This is a genomic window from Phytobacter sp. SCO41 (genome assembly GCF_003073275.1).
In the GTDB taxonomy this organism is placed as follows: Bacteria; Pseudomonadota; Gammaproteobacteria; order Enterobacterales; family Enterobacteriaceae; genus Phytobacter; species Phytobacter diazotrophicus.
In genome coordinates this window covers 4,372,071-4,384,914 of the sequence record NZ_CP027225.1, presented here as the reverse complement: position 1 = coordinate 4,384,914, position 12,844 = coordinate 4,372,071, and the positions used below count along the sequence as shown (strand labels likewise).

The 12,844-nt window shown below is 52.8% G+C and carries 11 protein-coding genes; 3 read left to right on the top strand and 8 right to left on the bottom strand.

All coding sequences use genetic code 11. From position 1 onward, the window contains the following. Positions 1-4 precede the first annotated feature (4 nt). From C5523_RS21415 to cyoA, 6 genes are all read right to left on the bottom strand, one after another. The gene (locus C5523_RS21415; protein ID WP_041852685.1) at positions 5-1,369 is read right to left on the bottom strand and encodes an MFS transporter; all 1,365 of its coding nucleotides are present in this window, start codon (positions 1,367-1,369) and stop codon (positions 5-7) included. Positions 1,370-1,660: 291 nt separating this feature from the next. Then, a complete protein-coding gene (gene cyoE / locus C5523_RS21410) occupies positions 1,661-2,548 on the bottom strand; it encodes a heme o synthase (protein ID WP_041852512.1) in 888 nt (295 codons plus the stop codon). A gap of 11 nt (positions 2,549-2,559) precedes the next feature. Beyond that, positions 2,560-2,886, bottom strand: a complete 327-nt coding sequence (locus C5523_RS21405) for a cytochrome o ubiquinol oxidase subunit IV (RefSeq protein ID WP_041852511.1) — start codon at positions 2,884-2,886, stop codon at positions 2,560-2,562. Beyond that, positions 2,886-3,500 carry a cytochrome o ubiquinol oxidase subunit III gene (locus tag C5523_RS21400; RefSeq protein WP_108701928.1) on the bottom strand — a complete coding sequence of 205 codons (615 nt, stop codon included), beginning with the start codon at positions 3,498-3,500 and terminating at the stop codon, positions 2,886-2,888. Before C5523_RS21400 ends, C5523_RS21405 begins: the two co-directional genes overlap by 1 nt. Continuing rightward, positions 3,490-5,481 (bottom strand): cytochrome o ubiquinol oxidase subunit I, encoded by a 1,992-nt coding sequence (gene cyoB, locus C5523_RS21395; RefSeq protein WP_071195838.1) that lies wholly within the window; start codon positions 5,479-5,481, stop codon positions 3,490-3,492. The genes C5523_RS21400 and cyoB overlap by 11 nt, the downstream gene beginning before the upstream one ends. Before the next feature lie 20 nt (positions 5,482-5,501). After that, entirely contained in the window at positions 5,502-6,449 is a 948-nt protein-coding gene (gene cyoA / locus C5523_RS21390) for a cytochrome o ubiquinol oxidase subunit II (RefSeq protein ID WP_041852508.1), read from the bottom strand. Positions 6,450-6,984: 535 nt separating this feature from the next. On the opposite strand from cyoA, the gene C5523_RS21385 reads away from it, so the two are divergent. After that, a complete protein-coding gene (locus tag C5523_RS21385; RefSeq protein ID WP_108701927.1) occupies positions 6,985-8,691 on the top strand; it encodes a molecular chaperone HscC in 1,707 nt (568 codons plus the stop codon). A gap of 3 nt (positions 8,692-8,694) precedes the next feature. Then, positions 8,695-10,023 (top strand): J domain-containing protein, encoded by a 1,329-nt coding sequence (locus C5523_RS21380; RefSeq protein WP_155525419.1) that lies wholly within the window; start codon positions 8,695-8,697, stop codon positions 10,021-10,023. 32 nt (positions 10,024-10,055) lie between these two features. On the opposite strand, the gene ampG is transcribed toward C5523_RS21380, so the two are convergent. Then, positions 10,056-11,531, bottom strand: coding sequence for a muropeptide MFS transporter AmpG (ampG, locus tag C5523_RS21375; protein WP_108701925.1), 1,476 nt, complete (start codon positions 11,529-11,531; stop codon positions 10,056-10,058). A gap of 41 nt (positions 11,532-11,572) precedes the next feature. Continuing rightward, a complete protein-coding gene (locus tag C5523_RS21370) occupies positions 11,573-12,151 on the bottom strand; it encodes a lipoprotein (RefSeq protein ID WP_041852504.1) in 579 nt (192 codons plus the stop codon). Positions 12,152-12,454: 303 nt separating this feature from the next. Between C5523_RS21370 and bolA the strand changes: the two genes are divergently transcribed. Then, on the top strand, positions 12,455-12,772 hold the full coding sequence (gene bolA, locus C5523_RS21365) for a transcriptional regulator BolA (protein ID WP_041852503.1): 318 nt from the start codon (positions 12,455-12,457) through the stop codon (positions 12,770-12,772). Positions 12,773-12,844 lie beyond the last annotated feature (72 nt).

The following is a 12,844-nucleotide window of genomic DNA, read 5'->3' as shown; positions in this document are numbered from 1 at the left end:
TTTTTTATGCCCCTTTGATGGCTTGCTCAACCTCAAAACGGTTGGTGACTTTGCTGTCTATTTTGACGTAGGCGCTGCGTTCCTCCGCGACGACCAGCACTTCGCTTACCCCGCTAGTTGCCAGCAGCCGCGCCTGCAGTGAGGCATCTGGCGTGACACCTTCCGGTATCGCAATACGCAGGCTACTGACATAGGGCGGTTCCTGCATACTTCCGGCGACCAGCAGCCAGATCATGGACAGCAGCGCGCCTGCCAGAAAGACCGTCTGTGAGTCGAACAGGCCGTCGACCCAGCCACCGAGCGCGCCGCCAATCGCCACCCCAAGGAACTGGCTGGTGGAGTAAATCCCCATCGCCGTGCCTTTGTATCCGGCAGGGGCTTCTTTGCTAATAAGCGACGGTAGCAGGGCTTCCATCAGGTTAAAGGCGAGGAAGAAAATCTGAACCCCCAGCACCAGTTCCCAGAAATGGGGACCCGCCCCCCAGAGCACGATCTCCGCAATAAGCAGCAGCGCGACGCAAAATACAAACACGCGCTTCATGCGGCGCTTCACTTCCGCATAAATAATAAAAGGCACCACGGAAACAAACGACACCAGCATCGTAACAAGATAAATTTTCCAGTGATCGCGGGCGGCAAATCCGGCGGCTTCAAGCATGCCCGGCAGGGCGACGAAGGTGGACATTAGCAGGATATGCAGACACATAATGCCGAAGTTCAGTTTCAGCAGTTTCGGACTGGCGATGACCTGACTAAAGCAGCCTTTTACCATCCCGGAGTCCCGGTTAAGCACGTGGTTGTGGCTGTTTGGCACCACCCACAATGTTAATGCGATACCCAGGGTCGCCAGCGCGGCAATCAGCCAGAAGAGGGCGTGCAGACCCAGTGTGTGGGTGATGATCGGGCCAAGCACCATCGCGATAGCAAAGGTCACGCCGAAACTGACGCCAATAAACGCCATGGCTTTCGTGCGATTTTGTTCACGGGTTAAATCAGAAAGCAGAGCCATCACCGCGGCGGCAATGGCGCCGGAGCCCTGGAGCGCGCGCCCAAGAATAATGCCCCAGATGGAATCTGAGAGGGCCGCAATAATGCTGCCGATCACAAAGATGGCGAGGCCACCGACGATAAGCGGTTTGCGACCAACGCGGTCTGAAAGCAGACCAAAGGGAATTTGAAACACCGCCTGTGCCAGGCCGTAAATGCCAATCGCCAGACCAATCAGCGCCTCGCTGGCACCCTGTAATGCCATGCCATACGTGGTCAGAACGGGCAGGACCATAAACATGCCAAGCATGCGCAAGGAAAAAACAGTCCCTAAACCCCAGGTTGCGCGCAACTCGCCTGGCGTCATTTTATAATCGTTCATTACCACCTCAATCGAAAAACAGGCCATAGTTTAGGCGGGGCGCCAGGCGCGGTAAATAGGTGATTGTTTAATAGATATTACGAGGCTGTGAACGGTATTTATTTCGCTGCCAGCACACATTAACTACCCAGCCGAAACGGACCGACTCTGGAAACGTGCCGCGAAAGAATTATAAAGGCCATATCGTGGTAAAGAGACGAGGGGAGGGGGCTATGGGGAGGTGGAACGCTGTAGCCAACTGACAGACATAAAAAAGCCGGGTTATCCCCGGCTTTTAAAAGGCGTTATCCGTTACCAGACAGCCGCGAGCAGACTGTGAGAGTCAGGGACCATAAAATCCACTGACATCATCACGCTTAACGCGGTAATTGCGATGATGGAAAAGCCGAACAGCTTACGCGCCCAGACTTTGTCATCTTCCACTTTGTAGCCACGCAGCGCCATACCCAGCCACCATACGCTTACGGCCGCGGCAACCACCAGATATTTGTACCCGGCGTAACCGCCAAGGGAGAGCATCAGTGTTGCGACCGCAAAAGCGATGATATAGAGCGTGATATGGTTTTTGGCGACCGAAATGCCTTTCACCACCGGTAGTACCGGGATGTTTGCCGCCTGGTAATCTTTAAAGCGGAAAATGGCGATGGCGTACGAATGAGGCATCTGCCAGAGGCTGAAAATCGCCAGCAGAATAGCCGCACCGCTGTCAAACCCGCCGGTGACGGCACAGTAGCCAATCACCGGAGGCGCTGCGCCGGAAAGCGAGCCGATCAGCGTGCCGTAGACCGAGTGGCGTTTCATATACAGGCTATAGACGCCCACATACACCACAAAGCCCATCACCCCCAGCCAGCAGGCCAGAGGATTCGCGCCAAACCACAGCAGCATGAAGCCAGCAATACCCAACAAGGCAGCGTAAACCAGCGAGACTTTCGGCGAAATCAGGCCCCGGACCAGCACGCGGTTTTTCGTCCGCTCCATCTTCTTATCGATGTCACGGTCAATGTAGTTGTTAAATACACAACCGGAGGCGACAACCAGCGACACGCCAACCAGCGTGTAGACGAACAGCGGGTAATCAATATGGCCTTTAGAGGCCAGCAGGAACCCACCGATCACCGAGATCAGGTTGCCAAAAATAATGCCAGGTTTCGTTACTTGCAGGTATTGCTTCAACATACTCGCCGCTCTTAGTGAACCATCATGTTGTAGTTGAGGTTCCACATGATCCAGATGGAGCCGACTACCAGGATTGCGATGATAATCACGGTAAAGACGAAAGCTGTCATATTCCAGCCTTCATCGGACTTCGTGTTCATGTGCAGGAAGCAAACCAGATGCACCAGAATCTGCACAACCGCGGTAACCAGTACGGTGCCCAGAATCGCAGCATGAGATGCCGTGCCGCTCATCACCATCCAGAACGGAATAACCGTCAGGATGACCGACAGGATAAAACCTGTCATGTAGGTTTTTACGCTACCGTGGGAAGCGCCATGTTCCGTTGAATGACTCATTACATCGCCCCCATCAGATAGACTACAGAGAACACACAGATCCACACCACGTCCAGGAAGTGCCAGAACAGGCTCAGGCACATGATACGGGTACGGTTAGTGCTGGTCAGGCCGCGAAGCGAAACCTGGAACATCAGCACTGCCATCCATACCAGACCCGAGGTTACGTGCAGACCGTGGGTGCCGACCAGCGCGAAGAACGCGGAGAGGAAGCCACTGCGGTCCGGACCCATACCTTCTGCGATCAGGTGATGGAATTCATAAATCTCCATGCCTACGAACCCGGCACCGAACAAGAAGGTCAGTGCCAGCCAGGAAATAACCTGGCTTTTGTTGTTTTTGTACATGGCGATCGCGGCCATGCCGTAGGTGATGGAGCTGAATAACAGCAGTGCGGTTTCTACCAGGACGAACGGCAGCTCGAAAATGTCCTTGCCAGTCGGGCCACCCGCCGTGCCGTTCACCAGAACGGCATAGGTAGCAAACAGGCATGAGAACAAAATGCAGTCGCTCATCAGGTAGATCCAGAACCCAAATACCTTAGTCGGGCCTGCATCGTGGTGCCCATGTTCGTGCGCGTGGGCATTCGCATGCGTTAAAGTATCAGTTGCCATTTTTCAGCCCTGCCTTAGAAATCTCATCGAAATGCTGTTTTTCCAGTTTTTCGATTTCTGCAACCGGTACGTAGTAATCCACGTCCTCGTCGAAGCTTTTCACAATCCAGGTAATGATCATGCCGGCGAAGCCAACAATCGCCATCCACCAGATGTGCCAGATCATCGCGAAACCAAACACCGTTGCGAAGGCGGCAATCACAACGCCCGCACCGCTGTTTTTCGGCATATGAATTTCTTCATAATGCGCCGGTTGCTTGTACGCTTCGCCTTTTTCTTTCATTTCCCAGAAGGAATCACGTTCGTGAATCTCAGGAACCACAGCGAAGTTATAGAACGGCGGCGGAGAAGAAGTCGCCCATTCCAGCGTACGGCCACCCCACGGGTCACCGGTCAGGTCACGGTTCTGGTCGCGGTCGCGAATAGACACGTAAATCTGAATCAGCAGGCAGAGGATACCAATAGCAATCAGTGCCGCACCGCAGGCTGCAATCACCAGCATAGAGTGGAACTGCGGATCAATCTGCTGGCTCAGGCGACGGGTCATACCCATAAAGCCCAGCACGTACAGCGGCATAAATGCCACGAAGAAGCCAATGATCCAGAACCAGAATGCGCGTTTGCCCCAGGTTTCATTCAGCGTGAAGCCAAATGCCTTCGGCCACCAGTAGGTCAGGCCTGCGAAGCAACCGAACACCACACCGCCGATAATCACGTTATGGAAGTGGGCAATCAGGAACAGACTGTTGTGCAGGACGAAGTCCGCACCCGGCACCGCCAGCAGAACGCCGGTCATACCGCCCACCGAGAAGGTGACGATAAAGCCGATGGTCCACAGCATCGCAGAGTGGAACACGATGCGACCTTGGTACATGGTGAACAGCCAGTTGAAGATCTTCACCCCGGTCGGGATAGCGATGATCATCGTCGTAATACCAAAGAAGGCGTTTACGTTCGCGCCTGCACCCATCGTAAAGAAGTGGTGCAGCCAGACGATGAACGACAGGATGGTAATACAGATGGTCGCCCATACCAGCGAAGTGTAACCAAACAGACGTTTACGCGAGAAGGTCGCTGCGATTTCGGAGAATACCCCGAATACCGGCAGAACCAGGATGTACACTTCCGGATGGCCCCAGGCCCAAATCAGGTTGATGTACATCATCATGTTGCCGCCCATATCGTTGGTAAAGAAATGGGTACCGATATAACGGTCGAGGGTCAACAGCGCGATGGTCACGGTCAGAATGGGGAACGAGACGATAATCAGTACGTTGGCGCACAAAGATGCCCAGGTAAAGACTGGCATCTTGAACATACCCATGCCCGGCGCACGCATCTTCAGAATCGTTACGAAGAAGTTGATACCGGTCAGCGTCGTACCGATACCAGAGAGCTGGAGTGCCCAGATCCAGTAATCGACCCCGACACCAGGGCTGTATTCAATTCCCGACAGCGGCGGATAAGCCAGCCAACCCGTCTGCGCGAACTCACCGACGCCCAGAGAGATGTTAACCAGAATCACACCGACAACCGTGAACCAGAAGCTCAGGTTGTTCAGGAACGGGAACGCCACGTCACGCGCGCCGATCTGTAGCGGAACCACGAGGTTCATCAGACCGATAACGAATGGCATCGCCACGAAGAAGATCATGATCACACCGTGAGCGGTGAAAATCTGATCGTAGTGGTGAGGTGGCAGGAAACCTGCTTCCCCGGCAGAAGCCAGCGCCTGCTGACTACGCATCATCACGGCGTCTGCAAAGCCACGCAGCAGCATAACGACTGCAACCGCAACATACATAATGCCAAGACGTTTGTGGTCTACAGAGGTAAACCATTCATTCCACAGCCATGCCCACTTTTTGAAGTAAGTGAGCAGACCGACTACCGCCAGTCCCCCGACGATAATCGCAGCAACCGTGACCATAATAATGGGTTCATGGTACGGCACTGCATCCAGTGTAAGTTTTCCGAACATCGTATTCTTCCTCGACCCCTTTAGTGAGAGGCTTCCGCGTGGCTCATGTCCATGCCTTCCATACCTTCATGCGAGGCGTGCTCACCTTCTGGCTGGGTCATGTCCATGCTCTTGCCGTGGCCCATAAATTTGTTGATAACGTCTTTAAACAAATCGGGTTTCACGCTGGAGAAGTATTCAACCTTATTGTATTCGCTTGGTGCGGCAACTTTCTCGTAAGCATCCATGTCAGCCATGGTGTTCTGAGATTGTTTCACTTTAGCGACCCATTGGTCGAACGCTGCGCGGTCCGGCGTGGCGATAGCTTTGAACTTCATACCGGAGAAGCCTGGTCCGCTATAGCTGGCGGAGATACCGTCGTAGGTACCGGCTTCATTGGCGATAAGATGCAGTTTGGTCTGCATACCCGCCATCGCGTAGATCTGGCTGCCCAGACGCGGGATAAAGAACGAGTTCATCACGGAGTTGGAGGTCACCTTGAATTCCACCGGAGTGTTCGCCGGGAAGGCGATTTCATTCACAGTAGCAATGCCTTGTTCCGGGTAGATGAAGAACCATTTCCAGTCCATGGCGACAACTTCAATGGTGACAGGTGTTTCGTCATGCGCCAGCGGTTTGCTCGGTTCGAGCGAGTGAGTAGTTTTCCAGGTGAGTACAGCAAGGAACAGGATGATCAGAATCGGCACCGTCCAGACCACAGCTTCAACTTTGTTGGAGTGTGACCAGTTAGGGCTATACTTCGCATCTTTATTGCTCGCACGGTACTTCCAGGCGAAACCAACGGCCATCAAGATGGCGGGAATAACGACAATCAACATCAGGCCAAATGCCGTCAGTATCAGCGAACGTTGCTCCAGTCCAATCTGTCCTTTGGGGTCAAGTAGTGCAGAATCACAGCCACTGAGTAAAATCGTGCCTGCAAATAATGACAACCATCCCAAACTTTTATTGTATTTCCTGAGTCTCATTTACCGACCTCAATTCCACGGGGATCTGGTGGCGTTTAAAGTGTGCGGGCATTTTACGGGAAGGTTACATTACTGTAAACATGAATGGCGTAGTGTCAGTATGGTGTTACTGGGTTCTGCCGATTATGTCACACGAAATGCAACAACCTGTAAAATCGGGTGTTCGCACAGCCTGCCATTAAGGTTATAACGAAATCCCAGGAATACAATAAGGGGGCGGGTAAATTGGTATAACCAATCAAAATCATAAACAATTGCTTAACAATATTTCAGCATTTATTGAACATTACTGGAAACATATAATTAATAACCGTGCTGAATCGTTCAAGAGTAACCCTTAATTAATACCGCACAAAATAATTAAAGAAATTTTCTTACCCTCTCGATAAATATTCGTATGTTGAATATTTTATTCTTGCTCGTTTATTGAACGAAATAATAACTGAAAGGTAATATCTAAAGCGAATCCGCATAACTTGCTGATTATTATATTGCGATTCGTTTTTGCTTTTTTATCAGCGACTAAGGGATGGAAATGGCCATAACAGGAAACGACTCGCCAATTATTGGGATAGATCTGGGAACATCGAACAGTGCAGTCGCGTGGTTTGACGGTGAAAACCCACAGTTGCTCACGGGCGCGCTGGGCGAACGATTGACCCCCTCAGTGGTTGGACTGGACGATGACGGTAGTCTGCTGGTGGGTGAAGCGGCGAAAGCGCGACTGGTCAGTCATCCTCACCTGACCATTGCCAGTTTCAAACGCTACATGGGAACAGATAAGACGTGGAGTCTGGGGGCACGCCGGTTCCGGGCAGAAGAGCTGTCGGCATTGGTGCTACGTAAACTGAAGACTGACGCGGAAGTTGCGCTGGGTGGCACTGTTTCTCGCGCCGTCATCACCGTACCGGCTTATTTTAATGACGTTCAGCGTAAAGCGGTTAAAGCGGCTGGAAGACTGGCCGGGCTTGAGGTTGAGCGCTTGCTGAATGAACCCACCGCGGCATCGTTGGCATATGGGCTTGCGGATAATCGCGAGCAAAAATTCCTGATTTTCGATCTCGGCGGCGGCACCTTCGATGTCTCCATCGTCGATATGTTTGAAGGGGTGATTGAAGTTCGCGCCAGCAGCGGCGATGCCTGGCTTGGTGGCGATGATTTTACCCAGGCTATTCGTCAATGGATGCAGGAGCGTTACCCTGCGCTAGCTCATCCGAATACAGAGTGTGCGGCGGAGTTAACCCGGATTGCCGAAGCGTTCAAATGCGCACTGAGCCAGCAGGATGAGACCAGCGCGACGCTGAGTTATAACGGTGAAGAGTACTGTTGGACATTAACGGCTGAGACCTTTGCTGGTTGTGCCGCCTCACTTCTCACGCGGCTAAAAAAACCGGTTGTACAGGCTTTGCAGGACGCGCATTTCGACCCCGAACACCTCGACCATGTCATTCTGGTGGGGGGCGCCACCCGGATGCCGATTGTTCGTCAGATGGCGACCCGCATGTTCGGACGCTTCCCGCGTAGCGAATTAAACCCCGATGAAGTGGTGGCCCTTGGTGCCGGTGTTCAGGCCGGACTGATTGCCCGGGCATGCGCGCTGGATGATATTGTCCTGACCGATGTCATGCCCTATTCCCTGGGGATCGAGGTTTCACGCAGAACTGGCGACAAAATCGATACCGGCCATTTCCTGCCGATTATTGAACGCAACGCCTTTGTACCAGTGAGCGTGATGAAAACCGTGAGCACGCTGTTTGATAATCAACAGTATCTGGAGATAGAAGTTTACCAGGGGGAAGCCCGTCGGGTCAGCGACAATCTGTTGCTGGACAAAATGAAGATTAATGTCCCGCGTCGTAAAGCCGGTGACGTGAGCGCTGACATCCGCTTCACCTATACGCTGGACGGCATTCTTGAGGTTGAATGTAAAGTTCAGGGTGAAGAGACCGCATCAACCCTGGTCATTGAAAAAGTGCCCGGCCAGCTCAGCGAAGAGGAGATACGTGAACGTCTTCGTCAGCTTGATGGCCTGAAAATGCATCCCCGTGATGTGCCAGAAAATCGTCATTTACTGGCAGAGGCTTCTCGTTGTTACGAACGGCATCTTGGGGAGCGGCGACAAATTATCGATCACTATACCAGCCTGTTTGAACAGTCACTTGATCGCCAGGATGTACGTATGATTGCCGCCGCGCGGGATGAATTGCGTCAGGTGCTCAACCAATTTGATGATGGGATGTAAGTGATGTCGACAATGTGGGAAACACTGGGCATCGAACCAACAACCGATGAGTCCACCATTCGCCGGGCATACGCGCGAGAGCTTAAGTTGCATCGTCCCGATCAGGATCCGCAAGGCTACCAGCTACTGCGTGAAGCGTTCGATGCGGCGAAAGCATTCGCAAAAGGCGAGATAATCTGGCTGGACGAGGACAATGTGAAAGCGGTCATCAATCTGGACCGGGCGTTGTCTGAGTTACCGCAAGCTGAATCACAAGAGGCCGTGCAGCCAGCGCTCCCACCGCAGCCAGACTGGCAGCGAGAAACCCTTGAGGAGGATGCCGAGCGCTTTTCCGTTCAGTTACTTGCTGATGAAAGTGACGCGCTAAATGCGCTGCGATTCTATCTTGATCACCACCTGCCTGATGCCCTGGAAGCCCGACGGGTATTTAGCCTTGAGCTGGCCCAGGCGTTGAGTCAACGACCGGGCATTTCCCGGAGTCTGGTGAACAATGTGTCGGACATTATGGGATGGGATCTGGGTGGGTATCGCGATTCCCAACTGCCTTATTGGATCGTTCACGCCCTGGAAACGCAAATTGAGGCGACTGCTGCGGACCATCATTGGGACTATTTACGCCGACAGGCTAGCCTGGATCGACAGAGCCGTCTGGCCTGGCGAATCCTCAGTGGCGAAATAGCACATTTACCCTGGTGGGCGCGACTCATTCCGGATTTTGTTCAGGGGTTGTTGAATCAGGTGGCTGAGATCAAAAATGCTTATCCACAGTTGCTGGAACGGGTTAACCCGGCGCTGCTCCGGCTCCTTTCGACTCCCACGCCAGCCGTCTCCTGGGGGGCGCTGATCGCTATCTGGTTCTGGGGATTCGCTCTTTATATCCAGGTGCGGGCTGATGAACATTTGGTCTGGCAGGCGGTAACCATGGTGGGGATTGTGATCCTGTACTTATGGGGGGCGCCTGTGTTGCTGGCGTGCTACGAACGTAAGGCACTTCTCGCACGCATAAGCCATATTTTCTTCTGGCTACTTTCATGGGTCATTATGGCGGTCCCGTTGTTCCACATCTACGCGCTACTGTATCACTATCCGCCAGCGAGTGCGGGCGTTGCGCGGGTCTGTATGTTTACTGCGGTGATTGCTTACCCTGTCTGGTGGCTGGTGCGCAGTAATTTACATCAGTGGTACGCAATACCCTTTAATGGCGTCGTGAAACTGATCATGTTGCCTATCTTGTTTCTCAAGCAGTTGCCGCCGATGGTCAATGTCGTCGGGCTTATCATCCTGCCACCGTTATACAGTTACGTGATTAAGTGGCTCTATTTTTTCAATTAATTACTGTGCGAGCGCCAGCGATGCTGGCGCTTTCAGACAACACGTGTTTTGCGTAGCGCCAGAAAATCTAATAATCCGCCATAGACAATACCCACCAGCGCCAGTAATGCGCCGAATTCCAGCAACGTACTGCCAATGTCGATATGGACCCATCCGCTGGCGTTCACTATCAGGATGATCAGCCAGAAACCCAGTAACAGACAGCCAGTAGAAAGCAGGCGTAATGCCAGGCGGTAGGCTTTGGCAAACTCAGTGCGTGGCATAAAACGTTCTGTGCGCTGCGTGAATTCAAGCGTCTCTTTACAGAGCAGCAGCATCAACAGACCTGGCAGGGCAGCCGCGATAGAGAACAGGTAAAACATCGACCAGCCATGGGCTTCAACAAACCAGCCTGCCAGCGGCCCAACGTAAACCCGACCAACAGCAGATAACGCGGAAAGCAGGGCAAACTGAGTGGCAGAAAAGGACTTGTTGCACAGTGTCATTAACAGCGCAACGAAGGCAGACGTGCCCATACCGCCGCAGAGATTTTCCAGAAAAACCGCTGACGCCATGCTGATCATATCTTTCGGCGTCACGGCAAGCAGCCAGTATCCCGCATTCGAAATGCCTTGCAGCAGACCGAAAATCAGCAACGCGCGAAACAGCGACAAGCGTTGCATTAATACACCGCCCCAGAGTGCGCCAATAATAGTGGCGATAAGCCCAAGGGTTTTGTTGACTACGCCCACTTCACCGGCATCAAACCCGACGCCGCGAATCAGAAAGGTGGTGGTCAGGCTCATCGCGAACGCGTCACCAAGCTTATAAAGGACAATCAATAGCAAGATAAGCCAGGCATTATTGCGACCGAAGAAATCACGCAGCGGTTCGACAACGGCTTGCTCCAGTGAACGCGGTGCCGGGATAGCGTCGGTCGGTTCAGGGGCCAGCAACGTTGCGATAATGCACGGGATCAACAGTCCGGCCATCAGCCAGTACATGCCTTGCCAGCCGAGCCAGCGGTCCGCCAGCCACAGCGCCAGACCACCAGACACTAACATGCCTAAGCGATAACCCAGAACGCTGATTGCCGCCCCGGTTCCGCGCTCCTCTGCCGGTAGCACATCCGTTTTCCACGCATCGAAAACAATGTCCTGTGAAGCAGAACAAAAAGCGATAACGACGGCCAGACCTGCCATCCAGCGCAAATGACTGCCTGGCTCAAGAAAGCCCATCGCAGCGACCGCGACAAGTAAACCCAGTTGTGTCAGGAGTAGCCAACCGCGGCGTCGGCCAAGGAAGGGCGGGGTATAGCGGTCCATCATTGGCGACCAGAGAAATTTAAAAACATAGGCCTGGCCGACAAGCGAGAAGAAACCGATGGTTTTCAGATCGACGTTAGCTACTGTCATCCACGCCTGGAGCGTACCGGATGTCAGCGCCAGTGGTAAACCTGAGGCGAAGCCCAGCATCAGCAGAATGGCTGATTTGGGTTGCTGAAATATACGAAGGTAATGACTGGACATGGTTGAGTACTGGCCCGGCGAACCGGGCCAGCGTGCGGAACTTAACGCGTGTTCTGCTTGATGAACTGATGAATTGTGGTGTCCTGAGACATATCCGCGATGGTGTCGGTCAACACGCTGTTAACGGCATTCGTGATCTTGTCGTTAGTCGCCTGGAGTGCGCCTTCAACGTTATAGCTGGCACGATAGTTTTTCGTCATTTTATTGCCGTTAGCTGCGGTTGCGATGATCGCAATATCCGCTTTCGTGGCAATGCTGTAACGCAGGTTGCCCTGAGAAACATCGGCATACAGCTGGTTAACAATGATTTGCAGGTTAGCCGCACCGCTTGGGCCGATCATATAACCGCGCGCAGTCATTTGTTTTTCCAACACTTCTTGTAGCAAGAAGCGCAGGTCGCGGGATGCCGTTAGGGTAACCAGTTGGTTATCGCGGGTGACTTTTGCCAGTGCCTGGTCAGGACGCTGGTCTGCGCCAGTGATGCTCACTGTAACGCCCATCAGGCTAGGATCCTGCTGTGGCAGCGTAATCTTCGGTGACACTTCAAGAGTGGTTGGCGGGGTGGCGCACCCGGCCAGCATAAATAAAGCGACCAATGGGAAGAGAAGTTTTTTTAACATGTTCAGGCTCTCAGTGGATCTTAAGCTTAGATAGGGAAAATTCTTGCCATCATAACATCGCCGTCAACAAGGGGAAGTCCTCAATGCATGTAAATTCATCGCCTTGTGCTTTTTTTAACCGCACGAACGATTTGCTCTGTCGAACATGACGTCATTTTTGACCTTTTCAGTAGAGTTCATACCTTTGACTGAGAAAATAGGACGAAAGCTAAATTTTTGTTGTTTTCTTGTTATGAACACGATAAAAGCGGCTAACATTTAAAGGGATGGGTCGCATCTCAGCGTTGTCGGAGGAGTCCTTTCATGATGATACGTGAGCAGATAGAAGATAAATTAAGGGCAGCGTTTGAACCCGTGTTCCTCGAAGTTGTTGATGAAAGCTATCGTCACAATGTACCGGCCGGTTCCGAAAGCCATTTCAAAGTTGTGCTGGTCAGTGACCGCTTTTCCGGGGAGCGTTTCCTCAACCGTCACCGTATGATCTACGGCACCCTTGCGGCGGAACTCTCGTCCACCGTTCATGCACTGGCTCTGCATACCTACACGATTAAGGAGTGGGAAGGTCTGCAGGACACCGTTTTCGCCTCGCCGCCATGCAGGGGAGCAGGCAGCATCGCGTAAAACGCATTTGCAACTGCCTGAGCTTTTCCAGTATGTTGCGTACAGTTTAAGTAAAAACGGCCTGCGGGCCGT